General features: G+C 35.9%; 17 protein-coding genes, 1 tRNA gene and 1 riboswitch. Of the genes, 9 read left to right on the top strand and 9 right to left on the bottom strand.

The genetic code is table 11. From position 1 onward, the window contains the following. Positions 1-48: 48 nt before the first annotated feature. The 4 genes from Q1A47_RS06445 to Q1A47_RS06430 form a co-directional block, all read right to left on the bottom strand. Positions 49-1,065, bottom strand: a complete 1,017-nt coding sequence (locus Q1A47_RS06445; RefSeq protein WP_026680394.1) for a LacI family DNA-binding transcriptional regulator — start codon at positions 1,063-1,065, stop codon at positions 49-51. 123 nt (positions 1,066-1,188) lie between these two features. Next, positions 1,189-2,031 carry a sugar ABC transporter permease gene (locus Q1A47_RS06440; RefSeq protein WP_026680395.1) on the bottom strand — a complete coding sequence of 281 codons (843 nt, stop codon included), beginning with the start codon at positions 2,029-2,031 and terminating at the stop codon, positions 1,189-1,191. A gap of 5 nt (positions 2,032-2,036) precedes the next feature. Further along, on the bottom strand, positions 2,037-3,332 hold the full coding sequence (locus Q1A47_RS06435) for a carbohydrate ABC transporter permease (protein WP_166530189.1): 1,296 nt from the start codon (positions 3,330-3,332) through the stop codon (positions 2,037-2,039). Between the two features lie 452 nt (positions 3,333-3,784). Next, positions 3,785-5,059 carry an extracellular solute-binding protein gene (locus Q1A47_RS06430; protein ID WP_166530190.1) on the bottom strand — a complete coding sequence of 425 codons (1,275 nt, stop codon included), beginning with the start codon at positions 5,057-5,059 and terminating at the stop codon, positions 3,785-3,787. A gap of 359 nt (positions 5,060-5,418) precedes the next feature. On the opposite strand from Q1A47_RS06430, the gene Q1A47_RS06425 reads away from it, so the two are divergent. From Q1A47_RS06425 to Q1A47_RS06390, 8 genes are all read left to right on the top strand, one after another. Continuing rightward, positions 5,419-7,191 (top strand): glycoside hydrolase family 13 protein, encoded by a 1,773-nt coding sequence (locus Q1A47_RS06425; protein WP_166530191.1) that lies wholly within the window; start codon positions 5,419-5,421, stop codon positions 7,189-7,191. A 73-nt stretch (positions 7,192-7,264) separates the two neighbouring features. Beyond that, a riboswitch (SAM riboswitch) is annotated at positions 7,265-7,381 on the top strand. A 94-nt stretch (positions 7,382-7,475) separates the two neighbouring features. Beyond that, positions 7,476-7,637, top strand: a complete 162-nt coding sequence (locus Q1A47_RS06420; RefSeq protein ID WP_080668636.1) for a YezD family protein — start codon at positions 7,476-7,478, stop codon at positions 7,635-7,637. Positions 7,638-7,863: 226 nt separating this feature from the next. After that, positions 7,864-9,714: a bifunctional homocysteine S-methyltransferase/methylenetetrahydrofolate reductase gene (locus Q1A47_RS06415; RefSeq protein ID WP_026680399.1), complete on the top strand. Its 1,851-nt coding sequence runs from the start codon at positions 7,864-7,866 to the stop codon at positions 9,712-9,714. Between the two features lie 29 nt (positions 9,715-9,743). Then, a complete protein-coding gene (metE, locus tag Q1A47_RS06410; RefSeq protein ID WP_166530192.1) occupies positions 9,744-12,041 on the top strand; it encodes a 5-methyltetrahydropteroyltriglutamate--homocysteine S-methyltransferase in 2,298 nt (765 codons plus the stop codon). A gap of 628 nt (positions 12,042-12,669) precedes the next feature. Further along, positions 12,670-12,742 (top strand) — tRNA-Thr (locus Q1A47_RS06405). Between the two features lie 376 nt (positions 12,743-13,118). Continuing rightward, positions 13,119-13,253: a hypothetical protein gene (locus Q1A47_RS06400; RefSeq protein WP_299631168.1), complete on the top strand. Its 135-nt coding sequence runs from the start codon at positions 13,119-13,121 to the stop codon at positions 13,251-13,253. Between the two features lie 80 nt (positions 13,254-13,333). Next, the gene (locus tag Q1A47_RS06395; protein WP_166530193.1) at positions 13,334-13,519 is read left to right on the top strand and encodes a hypothetical protein; all 186 of its coding nucleotides are present in this window, start codon (positions 13,334-13,336) and stop codon (positions 13,517-13,519) included. Beyond that, positions 13,503-13,835 (top strand): hypothetical protein, encoded by a 333-nt coding sequence (locus Q1A47_RS06390; RefSeq protein ID WP_152525404.1) that lies wholly within the window; start codon positions 13,503-13,505, stop codon positions 13,833-13,835. Before Q1A47_RS06395 ends, Q1A47_RS06390 begins: the two co-directional genes overlap by 17 nt. A gap of 225 nt (positions 13,836-14,060) precedes the next feature. Here the strand turns inward: Q1A47_RS06390 and argH are convergent, their stop codons facing one another. From argH to Q1A47_RS06365, 5 genes are read right to left on the bottom strand one after another with little or no spacing between them, the layout of a single operon-like run. After that, complete coding sequence (gene argH, locus Q1A47_RS06385; protein WP_026680403.1) at positions 14,061-15,467, bottom strand: argininosuccinate lyase; 1,407 nt, start codon at positions 15,465-15,467, stop codon at positions 14,061-14,063. A gap of 28 nt (positions 15,468-15,495) precedes the next feature. Next, complete coding sequence (locus Q1A47_RS06380; protein ID WP_166530194.1) at positions 15,496-17,181, bottom strand: iron ABC transporter permease; 1,686 nt, start codon at positions 17,179-17,181, stop codon at positions 15,496-15,498. A gap of 4 nt (positions 17,182-17,185) precedes the next feature. Further along, complete coding sequence (locus Q1A47_RS06375) at positions 17,186-18,283, bottom strand: ABC transporter ATP-binding protein (RefSeq protein WP_166530195.1); 1,098 nt, start codon at positions 18,281-18,283, stop codon at positions 17,186-17,188. A 30-nt stretch (positions 18,284-18,313) separates the two neighbouring features. Further along, the gene (locus Q1A47_RS06370) at positions 18,314-19,405 is read right to left on the bottom strand and encodes an extracellular solute-binding protein (protein WP_026680406.1); all 1,092 of its coding nucleotides are present in this window, start codon (positions 19,403-19,405) and stop codon (positions 18,314-18,316) included. A gap of 5 nt (positions 19,406-19,410) precedes the next feature. Then, positions 19,411-20,586: an ROK family transcriptional regulator gene (locus Q1A47_RS06365; protein ID WP_166530196.1), complete on the bottom strand. Its 1,176-nt coding sequence runs from the start codon at positions 20,584-20,586 to the stop codon at positions 19,411-19,413. A gap of 498 nt (positions 20,587-21,084) precedes the next feature. Between Q1A47_RS06365 and Q1A47_RS06360 the strand changes: the two genes are divergently transcribed. Beyond that, a complete protein-coding gene (locus tag Q1A47_RS06360) occupies positions 21,085-23,586 on the top strand; it encodes a PIG-L family deacetylase (RefSeq protein ID WP_166530197.1) in 2,502 nt (833 codons plus the stop codon). The last annotated feature ends 728 nt before the right edge of the window (positions 23,587-24,314 follow it).

Here is a 24,314-nt window from a genome sequence, read left to right as displayed (position 1 = left end):
AAACATGCTTGAAAAGAAACGTATATTTCGATTCAGGCATGTTTTCTTCTATATACTTCCTACAGAATCTCTATAAATAATCTGATGAGGAATTATTATTCTTTTTTCTGGTTCATCTTTTGACTTCGTTTTTTCGATTAGCGCTTTTGCAGACTGTGCACCTAGTTGATATATTTGAATATCGACAGTGGTTAACGCTGGGCTTGTCATTTCCGATAAATATACATTGTTAAAGCTTACTAATGAAATATCTCTTGGAACCTGCAGCCCTAGTTCTTCCAAAGTACTTAATACACCGAGACTCATTAAATCATCACTAACGACAATACCAGTCGGTCGTACCTCAAGTGATAATAACTTAGCAACGGCTTCTCTTCCACCAGATTTAAGAAATTCCGTATGGATTAAGTAATCCTTTCGAACAGCTAGGTTTGCTTCTAGTAACGCATTCTCATATCCAGCTTCTCGATCTCTCGTTACAAATAAATCTCTCGATCCACCGATAAATGCGATTCGCTCATGTCCTTCATTTATGAGATGTGCAGTAATTTCTTTTCCCGCTGTGAAATTATCATTATCTACATGCGTAATTTCATTAATATGCTCATGTGGCTTTCCTACGATTACAAAGGGAAAGCGCTTTTCTCGTAAAAAACTCATAATTCGATCGTTTACACGCGAATATAGCAATATGATCCCGTCGACATAACTGCCATACACCATTCGTTCTACCTCAGCAAAATTTTCATCCTCTGTTTCACCGCTGGAAAGTGTCATTGAATATTGCATTTGATGAGTGATTGAACCAATTCCCCGAAGAACTTCCGGAAAAAAAGGATTCTGTAGTGCTTTATCAGCAGAGGAAGGCATGACTACTCCTATTGCTTTCGTAGACTTAGCAACCAAGTTGCGAGCATTAACATTAGGATGATAGCCTAATTCCTTCATCGCTTTTCTTACCTTCTTTTTTGTATCAGGACTAATTCGTGGATTATCAGCAATTACCCTAGAAACAGTCGAAGGTGATACACCTGTTACTTTAGCCACATCTTTAATTGTTACCACAGTATTCACACACCCTCTGTCTCCGTTTACTTTTAAAAATGCATTAATAGTAGCGTAGCTAGTTTATTTAACTTATTATAACAAACTAATTACATATTGTGGATGAAATTAAATTTCTTTAACCTACCCTTTGGTAGCCCCAGAGGTTAGTCCAGAAATTAAATATCGCTGTAAAAGTAAAAATACGAATGCAATTGGTACAGCTATCAGTATTGAACCAGCAGCAAAACGAGTGAAATTAGTGGAAAATTGATCATTAATAAAATTATATAAGCCTAAAGCTAATGTATACTTTTCTGGACTAGTTAATACGATACGTGGCAATAAAAAGTCCATAAAAGGTGCCATAAAGTTAAACAAAGCTACTACTGCAAGAATCGGCTTAGCTAATGGCAACATAACTGTCCAGAATATCCTTAAATGTCCTGCTCCATCTATTTTTGCAGCTTCATCCAACTCCTTAGGAATCGTATCAAAATAACCTTTTACTAACCACGCATTAAATGGTATTTGTCCTCCAAGATATATTAACATAAGCCCATATAACGAATCGGTCAAACCAATTGTGTTTAACAAAATATAAAGTGCTACCATCCCCATTAATGCAGGAAACATTTGTAAAAGCAAAAACATATATAACCCATATTTTCTTCCCAAAAATGTATATCGTGAAAATACATATGCTATTAACGAAGTAATAATGACCGAACCGACCGCATTAACTATCGCGACATATAGACTGTTTTTATACCAAATGATATAGTCACTATTCGGGTCAGTAAATAACCATTTATAATGTTCTAATGTTGGAGATTCAGGAAATAAATCCGTGACCAACATATTTGAGCCTGGGTTGAGACTCATCATTAATGCCCAAAATAAAGGATAACCAATAATTACGAACATCATAAGAAAAAATACATAAATGAGTGCTACCTCTACTTTCGATTTTTTCTTTGGTGACATAGCCATTAATAACGTCCCTCCTCTTTAAAGGATGCCGTTTTTCTAAACTGGAAAAACGCAAATGCAGAAATAATGATTCCCATTATAATTGTAATTGCAGCAGCCATATTGTAATTATTTGTTTCAAATGTAAGTTTATAGACCCAAGAAATCAGTATATCCGTCCCTCCTGCATTTTGACCACGAACAGCTGGATTCCCTTCATTGAATAAATAAATAATGTTAAAGTTATTAAAGTTTCCTGCATATTGCATGATTAATAACGGTGCTGTTGCGAATAGTACATGAGGCAATGTAATGTGACGAAACTTTTGCCACCGAGTTCCGCCATCTACGTCAGCCGCTTCATACATGTCTTGAGGCACGCTTTGAAGCACTCCTGTAAATAAAGCAAATACAAACGGAAAACCAAGCCAGGTTTGAATCATAATTAATGCTATCTTTGCCCAGAATGGATCCGAAAGCCAAGGAATCATGATTTCAAATTGACTTAAGATATCTCGATTAATGGCACCAAAAGTCGGGTTAAATAAGGCAGAAAAAATTAGAATCGATACAAATGCTGGTACTGCCCACGGTAGAATTAAAATCGTTCGAATCGTTCGCTTATATTTAATTCGCTTGTCATTAACGAGTAATGCTAAAAACAATCCTAAAATAATTTGGAAAGTTGTAGCCACTACTGTCCAAACTACTGTCCAAGTGAATACACTTAAGAATGTATCTTTCCAAATACCTACATTAGCTAAATCCACAAAATTATCAAAGCCAATCCAGTTTAATAAGTGTCGTGGTGGAGCATTGTATTGATTATAATCAGTAAATGCTAATGCCAACATAAACAATAACGGTACTACCACGATAAATAAAAGCAATAGTAAACCAGGAAGAATCATAAAGTATGGGAAGCCATTGTTATAAAAGGCTGCTACGCCTTGAATTAAAGTCGGATTTGGTCTATTATTCTCCCTAGCTATTGCATCTGATCTAGCATCTTTCAAATTGAAAGCATAGATAGCAATTCCAAATCCTAAAATAATTAGTGAAATTAACCCTTGTATTAGTAGTTGAATAGAATGATGATCTCGAGGAATTGTTCCCAAAGTGAATAATCCCCATATTCCAATATCAATATAATGCCATGTTGTAACCAAGAATGATACCGTCACAATCAAAAAGATAATACTTTTCAGAAAACGACGATTATATAATTGCCCTAATCCTGGAATAATGGATAAAATCGTAGCAATATTACGAGGTTTTTTTATCCAGGTACCGCTACTACTATCATTTGTTGCCATTCCAGTCTCCTCCTATATTTCACAAATCACTTGGTAACTCTAAAAATCTTGAGGCTGGGACAAAAGTGTTTTGACCCAATAAAAAAAATGATGGTTCGTACAACGAAGCTCTTCGAAAACACTTCGCTTTGTGCGGACAACTGATGAGACTTCTCAAGCTAATACATTGTGATGCCTTTCTTACCGTGGAAGTCTACGTATGTTTCAGAAGCTGGCGTGGTTTATCCCGCATATAACTGGCAGTAAGTCCCTCACTTCAAGCAATAATGTGAAACCAATATGGATTAAGTGGGAAATCAACTGCCAGTAAATGTCCGATTGGTTCTAGGGCCTTTAGGTCATACCCTTGTGGTACTAACCATCAGTGGGGGATACACAAAACCCTTACTGATTAAATTTTCCCTTTATTGTTCGTTTTTAGTCCATTTTTGTTATGTCCCAGCGTCTTGTGCCTAATTTGCTCCAGATGCGTCTATCTGCCCCTGAATCGTTTCAACGGCTTCATCCAAGACATCTTTCACTGGTTCCCCTTTAGAGATAAAATTTAATGCATCATTAATTGGGTCCCAAACTTGCTGCATAGCAGGAACACTTGGCATAGGTTCACCATACTGCGTTTGTTCCGCAAATGCTGAAAAGATCGAATCATCCGCAATTACTGGATCTTCCATCGCATCATCACGAGCAGGAATCTCTCCAGCAACATCGTAATAAATCATCGAATTTTCATAGTTGGTAATATAAGCCATTAAGTGCTCTGCCCACTCCTTATTCTCGGAATAATAAGACAACATATAGGATTTAACTCCTACAAATGACTTCGGATTTTCTCCATTCTCTAAAACAGGTAATGGAGCTGCACCCAGGTCATCACCTAAAGCTTCCGAGTATTCTCGTACCATCCAAGGTCCATTGATAACAGTTGAAACTTTTCCTTCTTGGAATAAACCATTCATAATATCTGGAGTCAGATCTTGAGGAATATAGTTATTATCAAACCATTTTTGTACAAGTTCCCCTCCTTTTACAGATCCTTCATTAGCTAATCCAATATCTGAAATATCATAGTTACCAGCTTCATTCCTAAAAACATATGCTCCATTTCCAGAAAAGAAAGGATAAACAAAATAGAAGTTAGCTGCTTCCATTAAGAATCCAAATTCATCACTACTTGTATCTGTATCTCTCTCCGCAATTGACATAATATCTTGCATTGTTTCCGGTGTCTGTTCTACTAACGATTTATTATAGAACATTGCATACGTCTCAATGACGGCAGGATATCCCCAATAGTTATCTTCATACTGTACAGCTTGTAAAGCGGTATCTGTGTAATCGCTTTCTTTATTTCCGAAATTGACTGGTTCTACTAATCCCCTAAGTACTAAATCACCAATTCTATCATGTGGTTGAAAAATGATATCAGGTCCGTTCCCAGCAGGTCCTTCCACGTCCAGTTTTTCAACCTGCTCCAACATATCCACTGGAACCATGTCTACTTTAATACCTGTTTCTTCCGTATAATTTTTCGTAATTTGCTTAACTGCTTCTTGTTGTTTTTCCTCTGCATTCACCCAAAGTTTCAGAGAATCTGGTTTTTCCGGCATTTCATTCTCTGCGGCTTTCCCATCGTTGCTAGAGTCTTCCTTTGGTTGATCTGGTCCACAAGCGACTAGAATCCCAGCCACTACTACCAATACAAATAAATAAATGAAGCTTTTTTTCACCCTGTACTCCTCCTAAATTTATTAATTTGAAAGATTGCATTTTTAATGAAAACGTTTGCGCAATCTTTGTATATTAATTATACAGATTCTCTTTAAAAACACAACTGAAATTTAGAAACTTCATATTATTTACTCTTCTAATAATATAGCGCTTACATTATTAAATAAATAATGTTAAGATAATCGATAAAGTGAATCTTCAACCTGTTGGGGTTTTGTTTATCCCCCGCTTCCCTATATTGTTTTCATTTTATTGGTTGAAGTGTGGTCTTATCGTCAGTTATATATGGGATAAACATTCCTTAAATTTTCGTCTTATTTTTAAAATAGCGCAAACGATTGTACAAAGGAGGAGAAAAATGCACAAAGAAGCTATCTATCACCGACCAAAAAATAATTTCGCCTATGCATATGACTGTGATACATTACATATTTTCTTGCAAACAAAAAAGAGTGATATACAATCCATTGATCTTATCCATGGTGATCCTTATGATTGGATAGATGGTCAATGGCAGACAACCATAAAACCGATGGAAAAATCAGGCTCTACTCATTTCCATGATTTTTGGTTTACACAAGTAAAACCTACATTCCGAAGAATGCGTTATGCTTTCATTTGTTCTGACGATGAAGAATCCTATATTTACAGTGAGGGAGGATTTTTTACACATCCTCCTAAAGACATAGCTCATTATTTTTGTTTTCCATACTTGAACAAAACAGATGTTTTCAACCCACCTGACTGGGTTAAGAAAACAATATGGTACCAGATATTCCCTGAACGTTTTGCAAATGATAATGAGAAATTAAATCCTAAGGGAAGTTTACCTTGGAATTCAACCTGCCCTAGCCCCACTAATTTTTTTGGAGGAGATTTCCAAGGAATAATTAACCACCTTGACTATTTAGAAGCATTAGGAATTAATGGAATATACTTGACACCGATTTTTAAAGCGCACTCAAATCATAAGTACGATACGATAGATTACATGGAAATTGATCCACAATTTGGAGACAAGAAGCTGTTTCGTGAATTGGTTAAAAAATGTCATCAGCGGGGCATAAAAATAATGCTCGATGCTGTCTTTAATCATAGTGGATTTTACTTTCCTCCGTTCCAGGATGTACTAGAAAAACAGGAGCAATCAAGTTATACGGATTGGTTTCATATAAAAGATTTTCCTATCCGTACGGAACCAGTACCAAATTACGATACGTTTGCTTTTGTATCGACAATGCCCAAATTAAATACAGAAAACGCTGCAGTACGAAATTATTTATTACAAGTGGCTCGTTATTGGATAAAGGAATTCGACATTGATGGCTGGCGCTTAGACGTTGCTAATGAAATTGACCATTCTTTCTGGAGAGACTTCCGTCGTACAGTTAAAGAGGCCAAACCAGATGCCTATATTTTAGGTGAGATTTGGCATGATTCAATGCCTTGGCTACATGGAGACCAATTTGATGCAGTTATGAATTATCCATTTACAAACAGTGTCATTGATTTTTTTGGCAAAAATGAAATAAAAGCATCTGACTTTACAGCGTCAATTTCAACATTACTGCATATGTACCCACGAAATATTAATGAAGTAGCCTTTAATCTCTTGGATAGTCATGACACGCCTCGCGTGTTAACATTAGCAAATGGTAATGTAGAAAAAGTAAAATTAATGTATTTATTTCAACTATCATTTGCGGGAACACCCTGCATTTATTACGGTGATGAAATTGGCATGCAAGGTGGTGAAGATCCTGGATGTCGCTCATGTATGGAATGGAACACCAACAGGCAAAATCTTGAACTATTTCAATTCATTCAAACACTCATCACATTGCGAAAAACAGATCCCCTTTTTGGCAATTATGGTAATTTCAGATTTATTTATGATGATAATGAAGCAAATCTTATTTGCTATGAAAAAAGGAATATAAATAGGTGCCTAGTTTTTATTTTACACGCAGGAAAAATGAAAACAAAGCTTAGCATCCATTCTATCATGGACGAGACTAAATCTATTAGTGAATGGTTCCTATCAAAACAAGGAATGATCAGGAAAGCATTGGATTCTAAAACCGATCCATTAATAATACAGCCACTTAGCTATCGTATTTTTGAAATGTAATAATTTTTTAAAATTTTCTCTTGACAGTCTATTTACTTTCTAAGATAATGAGTACAATCAAAACTTCATAATTTACCTATCGAGAGTCAGGGGAGGAAACTGGTCCATTGATCCTGCGGCAACCATACTCATTCAAAAAGAGTAATACGGTGCTAAATCCAGCAAACGAAAGTTGTTTGAAAGATGGGAACTGTAATGTATAAGCCAATCAAACCTCTTTCAATCTGAAAAGAGGTTTTTATTTTTTTCTCTAACTATTTTGGTGATTTAAAAGGAGGGATCAGATGGCACAGATCGATGATACGAAAATAAACGATATTATTTCAGCAATTCAAAGGGTCGAGTTTGGATCATTAGTAATTACGGTTCATGAAGGAGAGGTTACACAAATTGACACAACGGAGAAAAAACGCTATCCATTAAAACCAAAAGTAAAGAGAAAGTGATAGGAAAATAATTCTTTCACTTCTTTCATTATTACTCCACTTTGTTCGTATGTTGCGCTTATTGGAACACCAATGGCCATATTTGCAAAGTCGAAGTAAAGCTACTTAAATAACTTTCGCTTATGCTGATTAGACGACTAAAGGCACCCACTTGAAGAAGAATATATTCTTCGTATTAGTAGGGTGTCTTTTTTTAAATAAAAATTGGAAAGGAGTGTGATGAGAGATGGATTTATTAACTGAATTAGATAGAAGAATCCTTATTGGTGATGGTGCAATGGGGTCTTTACTTTATTCCTATGGAGTGGATCACTGCTTTGAAGAATTAAATCTTACATTAGAAGAACAAATTGCACAAATTCACCAAGCATATATTCATGCTGGTGCTGATTTAATTCAAACAAATACGTATGGTGCCAATTATATTAAGCTCGCCAGATATGGATTAGAGGATCAAGTAAAAAAAATCAATACAGCCGCTATAAAAATAGCAAAGCAAACGGCTAGTGAGGATGTATTTGTGCTTGGAACGATTGGTGGTATACATGGTACACAAACACTTCAAGCCACGAATGATGAAATTAAGAGAAGCTTTAGAGAACAGTTATATTGTTTACTATTGGAGGGGGTAGACGGTCTAATCTTAGAAACCTACTACGATCTAGAAGAGTTGACAACTGTACTTGAAATAGCTAGAGAAGAGACAGCGCTACCAATTATAGCGAATGTATCCATGCATGAGGCAGGTATACTACAAAACGGCATCCCTTTACCAGAGGCATTACAACGGTTACAAAACACAGGAGCAGATATTGTCGGAATTAATTGCCGCTTAGGTCCATTTCATATGCTTGATTCTTTAAAGGAGGTCCCTTTACTAGAAAGGTCATTTCTTGCAGCTTATCCAAATGCTAGTCTTCCTGCATATCGTGACGGAAAACTTATCTATGAAAATGAGCCAGATTATTTTAAAAGCTGTGCCAAAGATTTTCGTAATGAAGGGGTAAGGCTTCTTGGAGGATGTTGTGGAACAACTCCCGCCCATATTCAAGCAATTGCAGAGGGCGTTAAAGATTTAGAGCCGTTACAGGAAAAAGAAGTAATTCCTAAAGCAGAACCGATTGAAATTCGTAATAGTCCAATAGATAAAGAGCCCCGCTTAATAGATATGGTAAAGCAAAGACATTCTATTATCGTTGAATTCGACGCACCGAAACACTTAGATACGGAGGAGTATTTGGAAGGGATTAGAGCTTTAGATAAAGCAGGTATTGATGCAATTACACTTGCTGACAATTCATTGGCAACACCTAGAATCAGCAATATAGCAATCGCTGCAAAAATCAAACAGGAAATCGGTATCAAACCACTCGTGCATTTAACTTGTAGAGATCGCAATTTAATCGGATTGCAATCACATCTAATGGGATTACATGCACTTGAGATCAATGAAATCCTAGCCATTACTGGAGACCCTACTAAAATAGGAGATTTCCCTGGGGCAACATCGGTTTTCGACCTAACATCACTTGACTTAATTAAACTCATAAAACAATTTAATCAAGGTTTGTCATTCTCTGGTAAATCACTTAGACAACCTACTAAGTTTCAAGTTGGTGCGGCCTTTAATCCCAATGTTGCAAGACTAGATAAAGCTGTTAAGAGAATGGAAAGAAAAATAGATCGAGGTGCTGATTACTTTCTAACACAACCAATATACAGTAAAGAAAAAATTATCGAGCTTGCCGAAGAAACACATCATATAGATAAGCCAATATATGTAGGCATTATGCCATTGACATCAACCAAAAATGCAGAATTCCTGCACAATGAAGTACCAGGAATTAAAATGCCAGAAATTATTCGGCAACGAATGAAAAACGTAGCAGTAGATAAGCAACAGTCCATCAAGCAAGGAATTGAGATTGCAAAGGAATTGCTTGATACTGCGCTAACACATTTCCAAGGCATCTATTTAGTAACCCCATTTATGCGTTATGACATCAGTATACAATTAGTAAACTATATCCATAAATCTTTAGAGATAAACCATTCATCAATGATGAAACGAATATAACCAAAATACAAATTACAGGAGGAAAAAGAATGACATTTACTGCAATTAGCTCTAACTTAGGTTACCCAAGAATTGGAGAAAAAAGAGAATGGAAACGAGCGCTGGAAAGCTTTTGGAAGGAAGAAATTACAAAAGAACAATTAATTAAAGAAACAGATAAAATCAGGTTAAAAAATTTGAAAAAGCAACAGGAGCTTGGCATTGATCTAATACCAGTTGGTGACTTCTCTTTCTATGATCATGTGCTTGACACATCAGCAATGTTCGGTGTTATTCCAGAACGTTTTTCTTACAATGGTGGAAAGGTTGATTTAGAAACCTATTTTGCTATTGCCCGTGGAACTAAAGATGCTGTTGCTTCAGAAATCACCAAGTGGTTTAATACGAACTATCATTATATTGTTCCCGAATTGGAACATGCACAGCCTATACTAACAGAAAATCGTCCACTTGCTTTTTATAAGGAAGCAAAAGAAGAATTAGGTATCGACGGTAAACCTGTAATCTTAGGCCCAATCACATATTTAAGCTTAGCAAAGGGGTATAAAGAGGAAGAATTCGATGAATTACTGGATGTGTTTGTTCCATTGTATCTGCAAATATTGGAGGAATTAGAATCAGCAGGAGCTACATGGGTCCAGATAGACGAGCCTATCTTTGGAACCAAATTAGATGATGCAGTGATTCAAAAAGCAAAAAAAGTCTATACGCAATTCTGCGAAGCAGCACCAAAACTAAAACTCATTTTACAGACATACTTTGAACATGTGATCAATTATGAATCTATTATTGAATTCCCTGTTGCAGCAATCGGTCTTGACTTTGTTCATGGTGATAGCTTACAACTAATTAAGCAGTTTGGTTTTCCTAAAGATAAAGTATTAGCTGCTGGTATTATTAATGGTCGAAACGTTTGGCAAGAAAACATAGCAGATAAGCTTTCTATTATTGAAGAAATAAAATCAATTACGACTATTCAAGATATTATTTTACAGCCTTCCTCTTCCTTATTACATGTACCGGTAACGAAAAAGCTAGAAGTGGATTTAAATCCAGATATAAAAGCTGGCTTATCCTTTGCTGACGAAAAGCTTGAAGACATTACTACACTTACAAAGGGCTGCAACGATGGAGAGCATAGTATTGCCACTAAAATAAAAACGAACCAAGAACAGCTTGCGCGCTTTAATAGTTCAGCATTGCGAACAAATGACCAAGTTAGAAAAGAGCTTCAGAGCCTAGATACTTCCGATGCAAAGCGGCCATTACCGTTCAATCAGAGGATTAAAAAGCAGCAACACGAATTAAAACTTCCATTATTACCAACGACGACAATTGGGAGCTTACCACAAACCCCAGTAGTAAGAAAAACAAGAACAAAGTGGCGCAAAGGGGAAATATCTAATGAAAAATACGAGCAATTTATAAAAGATAACATCGATAAATGGATTACTATTCAAGAGGAGCTTGAGCTTGACGTTCTAGTTCATGGCGAGTTTGAACGAACTGACATGGTTGAATACTTTGGTGAAAAACTAAATGGTTTTGAGGTCACAGCATTTGGTTGGGTGCAATCGTACGGTTCCCGTTGTGTAAAACCACCTTTGATTTTTGGTGATGTATCCTTTAATAAGGCAATGACAGTTAAGGAAAGTGTATATGCACAATCGTTAACAGAAAAGCCAGTGAAAGGAATGCTAACTGGACCTGTCACTATTTTAAATTGGTCCTTTGTCCATGATGACGCTCCACGTTTTACGATACAAAACCAGATAGCTCTGGCACTGCGAAAAGAGCTTGAAGCACTTGAAGAAAATGGTATTCAAATTATTCAAGTAGATGAGCCTGCCTTACGTGAAGGGTTACCGTTAGATGAAAGGAAATGGGAAGATTATTTAGAAGCAGCAGTTTATGCTTTCGGCTTAGCAACTTCAGCTGTGAAAGATAGCACACAAATTCATACGCATATGTGCTATTCAGAATTCCATGATATCTATGAAACCATTGATGCATTAGATGCAGATGTCATTTCTATTGAAACATCAAGAAGTCATGGGGAGATGGTAACTACGTTTGAAGAGAATACGTACGAAAAAGAAATTGGACTCGGTGTATATGATATACATAGTCCCCGAATACCTGCAAAGTCGGAGATTATACAGAATATTAATCGTGCATTACAGACCATTCCTCCAAAGCAATTCTGGATAAATCCCGACTGTGGATTAAAAACAAGAAATGAGGAAGAGACCATTGGAGCCTTAAAAATAATGGTTGAGGCTGCTGCCGATATACGAAAGGAGCATTTAAGTTACCAAAAGTACTAATTTACATGAAGGAATTGGAATAAAAGTAATGAAGAAACAACAAAAACGAACAATAAGATCGAATTGTTCGTTTTTTGATCAAAATACATTCATCTAGTACCTGAAATATGCGAGACTCTCCTTGAAAATGAAGAACGCTTTTTCTGCTTGCGATGTATCGCTACCGGAGCCTTCCTTATCCAGTGGGAACACCCAATCCGTGGGAGTTTTGTTATCTCCGCGGATGGTTAGTACCACAAGGGTATGACCCAAAGGCCTTGGAACCAATCGGACTTTTACTGGCAGTCGATCCGATACTTATCCATATTGGTTTCACTTATTGCTTGAAGTGGGGGTATTACTGCTAGTCATATGAGATGAAAAGATTATTCGTATTTTGAGTAAAGAAGTTGTGTTTTGTCCCAGCCCCATTAAAAATTTCTCCCTATAATTGAATATGTTTTTCTCATAGTTAAAAATCATTAATCAGATTATTAATCGTAAACATCACTCTATTCCTTTACATGTTTTATAGTTCTTATCGATAGGTAAGTCCAGTAAAGTTTTTTCTGGTTAAAGGAAAAAACATAGGATAAGCAAGAGACTTGAAGAAAAATAGAAATGGTAGTATCATATTCATTATGAATTTGCTGGTGTAGCACAGCTGGTAGTGCACTTCACTCGTAATGAAGGGGTCGGAGGTTCGAATCCTCTCACCAGCATCAGATATAAATATGGATATAATACGATTCTTGAGATTATCAGGAATCGTTTTTTTATACTTTTAAGTAATTCGTTACATTTGAAGGAAAAACTAAAAATATATTGAATTAAATTCTTGTTCCATTAAATCAACCTTTTACATAGTTCTTGTTGCCATCCATATCACAGTTACTATTAGAAATTGGTTTTTTTCGAGGTTTTCCAGCTTCTACGACTTTCTCCATGTGCATCCAAACATATTGATGACGAAAATAATCAAAAAGGAATGAACAGAAAAAGAATGAGATTTAATATTTATAGAAAAACCTGCAGAAGTAAGAATATCAAGTGAAACTTCAATCAGTGGGGAGGGTTTATCAACCCACTGATTGTTAGATGAACCAATCGGATCATTTACTGGCAGTCGACCCCACTCTTTTCCATATTGGCTTCACCTTATTGCTTGAAGCGGGGCTTACTGCCAGTTATATGCGGGATAAAAATCAAATTAGACGCCTTCATCAGTTTTAAAGTATGTATAATCTTACTAAAAATTATTACTGAAACGTTTTCTTTTTTTATACGTTATTAAATACAGGAGGCGATTTAAATTGAGAAAATTATTCTTTATTTTATGTCTGTTCATGTTTTTAGTGGGGTGTTCTAATGAACAAGAGGAGGCAGAAACAGCGAAGAAGAACAAAAGCCAAGAAAACTCCTCCTTTCAAGAACAACTAGAGAATTTAATGGATGAAAATGAATTTAAATATGAAGAAATAATTGACCTTGATAATTGATGATTATATTTACAGTGTTACTGTCAATTTCAATGGAGGATTGGATTTAGCTATAATAAAAAATAATAATGGTACGTTAAAGTGGATTGCTGGATCTGGTGACGCTACCATTTTGCAATATGAAGATTCGAGATATGTATATCTTATAAAACCTGATGATCCTGAGGTGAAGCAAGTAAATGTGTTTGATGTGCCAGTTAAATCAGTAACCTATTACCATCAACAAACAGAAAGTTACACGAGAGAGATAAAATACTGGATAGCTTACACTGAAAAAGAACCAGCACCGTCTGTGGTTGAATACATTAAAAATTAAATAAAACACGTATTCTCGTACTATTCCCTTTATTTCCTAGACTATGAAAAAGAATAGGGCTTTTCCGAAGCTTTGGTGAAAAGGCATTAGTGAGCCCCTATTGTGGGTAAGCACCATGAGGCTCACCAGCCGTCCACGGAAAGGGAGTATATATCCAGAGCAGCTTCGTCACACGAATCATCATTTTCAGTTGTTCGTTTTTTTCTTCCTCATTTTCTTCTTCGCTTATTCGCTTTTATTTTTCCTTCTAGCGATCATTTCTGTAACCACATTCGGACTTGGCCCCCCTGTAATGCTCCTTCTTTCCACAAAACAAATAGGATCAACAATCATGTCCCAAGCCTCGTTAGAAAGCGTTACATCTTCAAGCCAATCATTCACTTGATCGACGGGGATTTCGTACAATTCTTTATCAAGGTTCAACGCTTTTTTTGCTATCTTACTCGCTTTCTGATGCGCTCTCCGAAAAGGAATTTGATAGTCACGAGCTAATACATCGGCTAATTCTGTTATAGTGATCATATGATTCTTAGCCTGTTGAATCGCCTTTTCTTGGTCAAAATTCATTGTTACGATAACCGCTCGCATTAATTTAAGAACTCGTAAAGCTTTTTGATAGCCTAGATATAGATGAGGTTGCAAATCATCCTCCGTATCATTAATATCTCCATAAGGCGTATTGTGAATCATATGAATAACAGTCATCCCCTCTCCAGCCGCACTACTAGCAATTGCACGTGAATGTTCCATCGAAACTGGATTTCTTTTTTGAGGCATAATACTGCTTACCTGCACATATGCATCTGACACTTTTAGCAATCCTACCTCTTTAGATGCCATTCTTAAAAACTCTTGAATCCACCTACCACAATTCGTCATTAGACTAATTAAAGCTTGTGCCGACTCCATTAAATAATCGCCTGTACCAATGGCATCATAAGAGTTCTCAATTAATCCATCAAAGTGCAGAAGCTCCATCACCCGTTCTCGATTAATTGGAAAACCAGTGGTCGTTATAGCCGCTGCTCCCATCGGAGACTGATTAACTGTTCGATATGCTTGTTCTAATCTTTTAATATCTCTTTGAAGATTATCGTATATCGCCAGTAAATAATGCCCAAAAGTAGTGGGCTGGGCAGGTTGCGTATGTGTGTGTGCAGGCATAATTGAATTTACATGTAACTCTGCTTGATATAATAATGCTTCCGCTAATTTTTTTGCTGCCTCGATTGACTGATTAATATAATCTCTAATGACAATACGATACATCGCCTCTCCCATATCGTTTCTACTTTTTGCGATATGCATTTTACCAGCCAATTCCTCTCCAATTATCTCTCCAATTTTTGATTCAACTAGAAAAAATAAATCTTCGTAAAGAATCGAATATTCTATTTCATCCTTATTGATCGACTCCACTTTTGCTATTCCATCTAGTATACGATCAGCGTCATTTTCGCTAATGATCCCCTGTTCTTTTAGCATAATTGTGTGAGCTTTATGGATCATAAACATAGCATGAAATAAATATTTTTTTTGGTCATCAAAAACAGGCTTTAGTAATTCTGTTATATATGTTTTTCCGGGGAAGCCAACACCTTCATCCATTTCAAATTGCTTTACAAAATCCATATTCATACACCTCTATATTTCAGTAAATTTACAATGTATTCTCTGTTTTCACACCGAGAAATTTATATGAAATAAACATCACGATTGCAATTAGTCCAACCTGAATCATTCCGTAGGCAGATGCCTGTCCTATATTGAACATCCTTAATTGATTCATAATTTCTATTGAAATTGGTCGATTATCTAGTGTATATAACAGGACTGAAGTAGGAAATTCTCCAACTGCCTGTACAAAAGCCAACAATGTACCACTAAGTACGCCTGGCATAATAATAGGTATGACAACACGTCTAAATGTATAGAACCATTTGGCTCCAAGATTTTGAGCAGCTTCTTCTATAGAGTCATCCATTTGTTCTAAAACAGCAGTTGTTGATCGAACAACCAATGGAATAAATCGTACAAAATAAGCTAATGGTAAGATCCAAAACGTGCCAACTAAAATTTTTCCAAATGAAAAAGCTGAAGGTTCGTTAAATGCAAGAATTAAATTCATCCCCACAACTGTAGCGGGTAATGCCCATGGAATCATAACTAATATATCCAAAAGATTCTTTCCAATAAATTTACGTTTAACCAATGCATATGAAGTTATGATTCCAAATACGAATACACCTAAGCATGCCAAAAGAGACATCACCATACTGTTTCTAACTGGATCCCATATATTTGGATCCTCAAATAACAGGATGAAATTTTCTAAACTGAATGCTGTTGGGTACGTTTGCCATGTCCAAGCTCCCTCTGGCACGAGCGATAAAATAAGTAAAGTAGCATGTGGCAACAGTAAAACGATCATTGCTAGAATCCCTAAAGTTACCATGCACCATTTTAATACAGGGTTACTTACTTCACTTCGGTGAGCTCCTATCCCTTTACTAGCCATTCGATAGTCTTTCCTATCTTGATACCAGCGCATAAATAGCAAGAATGATATGGAGACAACTGACAAAATAACCGATTGAGTAGCAGCCATTTCGAGGTCCCCATTGATTTTAGAAAAGTATATTTGCAAGCTTAGAACTCGAAAGCCGCCTGCCAGAAGAAATGGGGCACTGAATGACGCCATTGAAACCATAAATACCAATAATGAAGCTGCTACTAAACCTGGTGTTAACAATGGAAATGTAACTTTCCAAAAAACTTTAAACTTATTTGAACCAAGATTATACGCGGCTTCCTCCAAAGAAGGATCGATATTGTTTAACGCTGACGATGTCGTCATATAAAAGTATGGATACATCGTATAAGCGTGTACGATCAAGATTCCAGTTATTCCGCCAATGCTAAATGGAACCTCTGATAGATTTAGTACATCTTTAATAGCATTTGGAACAAGTCCTGCTTCTCCATATAAATACATAAATGCCATTACCCCAACAAGAGAAGGAAGTACTATTGGCATTATTGCAATATTAGAGAAAAATTGGCGTCCAGGAAAATCATACCTATTAAATATATAAGCCAAGGGGATTCCTATTAATGCACTTAAAAGTACAGATAAAAGTGAAATGTAGACAGAATTCCATAATGCTTCAAAATTTGCAGCAGATTTTTCTCCAAAAAAATCCGAATAGTTTTCTAATGAGAAAACACCATTTTTCTTAAAACTTTCAAGTAGTGTCTCAATTGAAGGATAGAGGACATACCCAATTAAAACTAAAATAACCGGTATTAATAAAAGTAATGTTTTCCTTTTTTCAGCGTTTAGCATTTCATCACATCCTAGCCTTTGGGATCACTCTTATTTGATCGGCGGGAAGCTTTACATTTACCTTTGATCCATTGGTTAGATATGTACTTGGACCTTCATTTAAATCCGTTGCCCGAATAATTGCATCGCTACTTAGCTTAATATAAGTGTGTACAGAGGCACCTGTAAATTGTACAAGTATTACTTCACCTTTAAATACGTTTTCCCCTGTTAGTGACGCTTTATCTATCTGTACGGATTCGGGACGAATCGACATTAAAAGCTGATCATTACGGTTGTATTCGGCTATGTTTACCTCTGTTGCCTGAACTTGAATGTCTGCATCCAATTGTTCACAGTGATAAATTTTCTCATTATTTTTTTCCTTTTTAAAAGCTATAGGTATTAAATTCGTTTCACCAATAAACTCCGCTACAAAATCATTAACTGGCTGATTATAAATCTCTGTAGGGGTTCCTACTTGTTGACATTTTCCCATGTTAAAAACTGCAATTCTATCACTCATCGTTAATGCTTCTGCCTGATCATGGGTAACATAGATTGTTGTTATGCCATAATCCCTTTGCAGACGTAGGATTTCATTTCTCATTTCATCTCGTAATCTAGCATCTAGATTACTTAATGGTTCATCCAGTAAAAGAATGTCAGGTTCGATGACTAAAGCTCGTGCCAATGCAACACGCTGCTGCTGTCCCCCACTCAGTTGACTTACTTGCCGATCCATATACTGATCAAGTCTAACTTTTTTGAGTATGTCCTCCACACGCTTTTTAGTCTGAGATTTAGTTATTTTTCTGACCTTTAATCCAAAGGCAACATTCTCAAAAACTGTCATATGGGGAAACAAGGCATAGTTTTGAAAAACCATGCCTGTATTTCTTTTTTCAGGGGGGACAGTAGTCATATCTTTATCATTAAATGTTACTTTTCCTTTCGTTGGATAATAGAACCCCGCTATCATTCGTAACGTTGTTGTCTTTCCACAGCCACTAGGACCAAGAAATGTAAAAAATTCCCCTTCCTTAATTAGGATGTCCAACTCTTCTACTGCTGTAACATCACCGAATTGCTTTGTAATTGCAGATAAATTCACTGTTGACATGCACAACAACCCCCTTTGACATTATTCCAATCATTCTTCGCTTAAATCTTTTTCTGCATTTTTGATATTATTGTCCCAATACTCCATCCATTCACTTTGTTTTTCCTGAAACAGTGACCAGTCAATTTCCATCGGATTAATCTCCGTTTCAGTAATCCATTCCGGTAAATCTTCTACATCTTCTCTTGTCGGAATTCTGTAATATGTCTCAGCAAGCAATTTAGCAGCTTCCTTTGTATTCACAAATTCGTAAAATGCTTCAGCCGCTTTAGGATGCGGTGCATCTTTTATGATTGCTATCCCCTCTGTCAGAACTGGTGTACCGCTTTCTGGAATAACATAGTCAAACGGGTAGCCTTTCTCTTCAGCAAGCATAACGGTATCGGGCATATTCCAGACCGACAAATTCCCAACGCCCTTAGCTACCTGATTGTACATAATCTCCGGATTTGCGGAGTATTCTTTTGTATTTTCATCTAACTTACGTAGCCATTCATAACCTTCATCAGGGCTTTCCGTATCTTTATACGTTCTGTATATCATCGATGAGTAAATTGTCCGCATCGTACCAGAAGCTAATGGATAACGAATAATGAGTTCATCCTCCCATTTAGGATCAAGTAAATCGTCCCAATCTTTAGGTGCTTCCTCTGCGGAGATTTCTTTCGAATTATATAAGATAACTTCTGGTGTAATGGAGGTTCCGGACCAAGTCCAGTCTTCATCATGATACATTTCATCCAAGGCATCTGCATAAGAAGGCTTATACTCAGCAAGTAATCCCTCATCCTTAGCCTGATCAAAATTCACCTGTGGTGCTCCCCACCAGACATCTGCTTGGGTATTATTCTTTTCAGACCTTACTCGATCCAGAATTTCCTGTGATCCCATATCTAAGAATTCCATTTCAATTCCGTATTCCTCTTCAAACTGTGCTTCAAATTCACTTAATATATCTTTTCCATGAGGAGAATAAACAACTACCTTTTCTTCTAGATCACTACCAGATTCGTTTTTGGACTTTCCTCCTGACTCTTCAGAGCCACCAGCAAGACATCCAGAAAGGATACCTATCACTATTACTACTAAAAAAAATAAATAACCTCGTTTTAATAGACGCACTAAAATTACCCCTCTCCCTTAATTGTTAACATGCTGTCATGCTCCTTTAAAAACAATGCAACTGCCCCAACAACCCCTGCTTCTTTTCCAAGAATTGATTTTACAACATCACATTTTTCAGGTGTGAACCGATCAATAATAGGTTGCATCTTATTAATTATTAATGAATACGATTCACTTACACCACCTCCTAAAACAATCATTTCTGGATCAAATAAAGAGATATAATTCGCTATACCAATCCCAAGATTTTCTATTGCAGTTTCAATTATTTCTACTGCTTGTTTATTATTTTTTTCATACAGTTTAAAAGCTTCTTTTGCTGTTAATGTCTTCTTTAATTTTTTCGATAATTGACTCCCTATAGAAGAACCACTGGAAACGCTTTCTAAATATCCATAACCTTCATAAACTGGATAATATTGCTGCGCATGTTCCTTATCAGTAACCATATAACCAATCTCTCCAGCACTATAATTACTACCTCGATATAATCGATTATTTATAATTAATCCACTACCGATCCCTGTACCGATTGCTATGTAGATCAGATTTGAACGAGTACTTCCAATACCCTTCCAATGTTCCCCTAACACACTAATATTAACGTCATTATCAATATAAATGGGGAAATTAAATTTGCTGTTTAACTCCTTTTTTATAGGGAAATTAATCCACCTTAAAGCAGGAGCTTCCTTTACTATTCCTTTTTCTACATGTACTACTCCTGGTATACCTACACCCATACCAAGTATCTTTGAGTTATCAATATTTAATTTCTCTTTTTGTTCCTCCACATGCTTTTTTATCTGCTCAAATAAATTTTTTTCTAAATAAACTTGGGTAGGAAACTCGCTAAAGGAAATCATAGATCCATTTAAATCTGTAATGCCTATCGCTACCTTTGTACCACCAATATCAACTCCGATAATATAAGCTTTATGAGGATTAAACTTTAAATTAACTGGTTTTCTTCCTCCACTCGAAGAAGCTTCTCCACTACCAGTTTCCAAAATCCAGCCCTCTTTTAAAAGCTGATCCACTACAGCAGAAACTGTCGGTTTACTTAACGAGAGTTGCTTTGAAATTGTTGCACGGCTTACCGTTTCATTTTCTTTAATGTAATTGATTATTAGCCTTCGATTCATCTGCTTCATATAGGATGGATTACCTTTGTGCATTATATAAGCTCCTTATACTGATATTCCTTGCATTTTAGTTAGTAAAGTTTACTTACTAATCTAACAACTTTAATTATTATAAATGAAAGCCTTATCATTGTAAAGATAAAATAATTAAAAAATTCATATAAAGTGAAACTTCAATCAGTTGGGGATATTAAACCTACACTGATTGTTAGTACCACAAGGGTATGACCTAAAGGCCTTTGAACCAATCGGACATTTACTGGCAGTTGATCCTACACTTTCCAACATTAGTTTTTACTTTATTGTTTGAGTTGAGGTCTTACTGCCAGTTATATGTGGGAAAAATAAAATTTTGCAACTATTTCCCTACTCATTTTAAATAAATAGATATTTTGTAATATTTACATTAGTTCAAATTATGTTATCTTGTTGTTGTAGTTTACATCAAGTTAGTTAGTAAATTTTACTAACCTACATTATTTTAAAGGAGGGAAGTGTGTTTTAATCCATTTTTTGAAAGGGGTTTCATACATGAGAAGAATTATTGCTAATTTACTTGTTTTGCTATTAGTATTCAGCCTAACATCTATCAATGGGAGTGCAAAAGAAACAGATAAACAGCACGATAAAGAACTTTGGAATGTTGTTCATCCTTTGAGCACGACCGTTACTTTTTTAAATACAGGTGCTCACCCCGACGATGAACGAAGTGATTTTCTCGCCTATTTATCTAGGGGGTTAGGTGTTAAAACCACAAGTTTAATTGCTAACCGTGGAGAAGGCGGACAAAACGAAATAGGTGATGAACTTGGCAATGCGCTTGGAATCATTCGCTCTAATGAAATGATCGAAGCTGCAAAAATTACTGGTGTAAAAGCTTTTCATTTAAGCAGGACGACTTCTGACACTATTTATGATTTTGGATTTTCTAAATCACCAGAAGAAACGCTAGACAAATGGGGAGAGAATGTAACTTATGAAAGACTCATTCGATTTATTCGAACCCAACAGCCAGATATTGTTATGCCTTCTTTTCGAAATGTTGATAGTCAACATGGACACCATCGAGCAATAAGTCTTCTAACTGAAAGAGCATTTGAAGATGCAGCAAACCCTAATGTTTACCCAGAACAACTAGAAAATGGTTTATCTACTTGGCAGATTAAAAAAATGTATCTACCTGCTGCGTCGAAAGATACAGCATCTACTTCCATTGAAATTGGTGATTATGATCCTATATATGAAATGACGTATCCACAATTAGGAGAAGCGTCTCGATATATGCACAAGAGCCAAGGTATGGGAAACGATATTCCAGCGGAACCACGGCAAATACATTTAGAGTTAATCAAATCTGTAGAAGATAACAATACCGAACTATTTGATGGGATAGCATATGACTTTAATGATTGGGCAAAACGAATATCTAAAAAGAATATAAGCAATCATTTAAAAAAATTACAAAACGACTTAGATTCGATTATTCAAGAATATCCAAACAGAGAATCCATTTTCGTAAAGTCACAGCAATCACTGAAAACTGTTGAACGAATCATAAATAAAACAAAACGTACAGAATTTGATACATCAATGAAGCGTGATCTGCTTCATAAACTCGAACTTAAAAAGGAACAGTTACAAAAAGTTATTTTTACAGCTTCAAACTTACAAATTAAAACCCGTGCAGCATCATCTATCGTTACACAGGGTGAGCAATCATCTATTACAATGGAACTTACAAACAAAGGAAAGAAAACACTCAAAAAAATAAATGCTGATCTACTTCTACCTAAAGATTGGGTAAACGTAAATTCAAAGCAGATAAAGTCATTAAAACCAAATGAATCAAAAACTATTATTTTTGACTATGAAGTACCAAAAAACGCAGGGTATTTTCAACCTTATGAGGAACCTATTATCAAAACAAAGGTTTCAATGAATGGAAAAGGTACGAAAGCTACAGCTATCGAAGAGCTTCCAGAAACGTTGGCCATTTTACCAGAACTTAGTGTCACTACGAATCCAACAAATATAGTGGTAAATACAGCTGACGTTCAAGACAAAATACCTGTTACGATCACTGTTAAAAATTATAGCTCTGGAAAAAGAAAAGGTAGCGTCTCATTAAATCTTCCTAAGGGATGGAATAGTGAACCAAAGCAGAGCAACATTTCATTCGAAGAACGATATGATGAAAAAGAGGTGACATTCAATCTAATTCCCCCTTCTAAAATAGAAGAAGGCAGTCTATCTATTGAGGCAAAAGTTAATTCAAGTGGAAAAACCTATCAAACAGCGGTACAAGAAATTCAATATGATCATATAAAAGATTCCTATTACCAATATCCTTCAATGATTAACGCGGAAGCTTTTAAATTATTAAAACCAGACAACTTAAAAATCGGCTATATTGAAAGTGGTTTTGATAAAGTAGCCGATTATTTAATAGAGACTGGATTTGATGTTACAACGTTAAAAGAAGAAGATCTATCATCCGGAGATCTTTCACAATTTGATACCATTATTACAGGTATAAGAGCGAATTTATCTCGAACAGACTTAGTGACCAATAATCAACGTTTGCTTCAATATGTTGAAGATGGCGGTCACCTCGTTGTCCAATATCACAAACCGGGCGATAACTGGGACACTCAAAATAGCGCACCTTACCAATTAAAAATCGGAAGTCCATCTATCGAATGGCGTGTAACGGATGAAAATGCTGTTGTGAACATATTGAAGCCTGAGCACAAGTTATTTAATTACCCTAATACAATTACAGAAAATGATTGGCAAAACTGGGTGCAGGAAAGAGGATTATACTTCCCGATGAGCTGGGACAGCAACTTTGAAACCTTTGTTAGCATGTCTGATCCAAATGAAGATCCATTTACGAGCGGCATTTTAATGGCGGAATATGGCAAAGGGACTTATTTGTATACAAATCTTGTATTTTATCGACAAATAGATAACCAAGTCCCAGGCGGTTATAGAATATTTACGAATTTAATTAGCTACGGTGTGAATGAATAATATTAGCTGTTATAAACATAAGAAGATTAGTTGGTAAAGTCTGAACTGCTCCCTGTCAAGTAGACAGTGGAAATAATAAAAATGGATTTTATTTTTTACCTGTCTACCTTAAGGGGAGCATATCAGTCATCGACAGATGATTTTGCTCACTATTTTCCATTTAGAGTTATAGTGAGAGGTAAAAGAAATCTTGAATAAAGCTACGTGTTTTTCTTTACTGGGCGATGATATTCCAATATTAATAAAAAGATTATTCTATTTTAAATATAGAAATGATAGACTCTGCTATTATCTTACTTAATCATTGTTCACTCATCAAAGTCTTTCGTGACATAATAAGACATGGCACTGATCAGCTTTGGCGATTAATTGGATACCGTAGCATTCTTTTTTTGTATCCTATTCCTACGTTAGCCTTATAAAGCGACTTCAATCAGTTGGGAATTTTGTTTATCCCACCACTTACCAATATTGATCTCACTTTATTACTTGAAGTGAGGGTCTTATTGTACTGCCAATTATATGTTGAATAGACCATATTGATCAAGAAAATACCCTGATAATGTCTTTAACTACTAAAAGGTTTGCTAGAAAAGAAAAACGGAGCGAAATTCGCTCAGTCCTTATCACTAAATGCTCAGATTTACGCTCCCTCTAGTAGCTATTATGGAATAATAGCTACTGCTTGACCACCACTCCGGCTGTCCACTTCCCTTTCCGTGGGGTTT

The organism is uncultured Virgibacillus sp. (genome assembly GCF_947495635.1).
GTDB lineage: Bacteria > Bacillota > Bacilli > Bacillales > Amphibacillaceae > Virgibacillus > Virgibacillus salarius.
This window is presented reverse-complemented; position numbering and strand designations above follow the sequence as displayed.

Bases quoted from the DNA above. Each gene is read 5' to 3' on its own strand.
- Q1A47_RS06440 (WP_026680395.1), bottom strand. From the start codon at position 2,031: ATGTCACCAAAGAAAAAATCGAAAGTAGAGGTAGCACTCATTTATGTA.
- Q1A47_RS06435 (WP_166530189.1), bottom strand. From the start codon at position 3,332: ATGGCAACAAATGATAGTAGTAGCGGTACCTGGATAAAAAAACCTCGT.
- Q1A47_RS06425 (WP_166530191.1), top strand. From the start codon at position 5,419: ATGCACAAAGAAGCTATCTATCACCGACCAAAAAATAATTTCGCCTAT.
- Q1A47_RS06420 (WP_080668636.1), top strand. From the start codon at position 7,476: ATGGCACAGATCGATGATACGAAAATAAACGATATTATTTCAGCAATT.
- Q1A47_RS06415 (WP_026680399.1), top strand. From the start codon at position 7,864: ATGGATTTATTAACTGAATTAGATAGAAGAATCCTTATTGGTGATGGT.
- metE (WP_166530192.1), top strand. From the start codon at position 9,744: ATGACATTTACTGCAATTAGCTCTAACTTAGGTTACCCAAGAATTGGA.
- Q1A47_RS06400 (WP_299631168.1), top strand. From the start codon at position 13,119: ATGAACCAATCGGATCATTTACTGGCAGTCGACCCCACTCTTTTCCAT.
- argH (WP_026680403.1), bottom strand. From the start codon at position 15,467: ATGGATTTTGTAAAGCAATTTGAAATGGATGAAGGTGTTGGCTTCCCC.
- Q1A47_RS06380 (WP_166530194.1), bottom strand. From the start codon at position 17,181: ATGCTAAACGCTGAAAAAAGGAAAACATTACTTTTATTAATACCGGTT.
- Q1A47_RS06375 (WP_166530195.1), bottom strand. From the start codon at position 18,283: ATGTCAACAGTGAATTTATCTGCAATTACAAAGCAATTCGGTGATGTT.
- Q1A47_RS06365 (WP_166530196.1), bottom strand. From the start codon at position 20,586: ATGCACAAAGGTAATCCATCCTATATGAAGCAGATGAATCGAAGGCTA.
- Q1A47_RS06360 (WP_166530197.1), top strand. From the start codon at position 21,085: ATGAGAAGAATTATTGCTAATTTACTTGTTTTGCTATTAGTATTCAGC.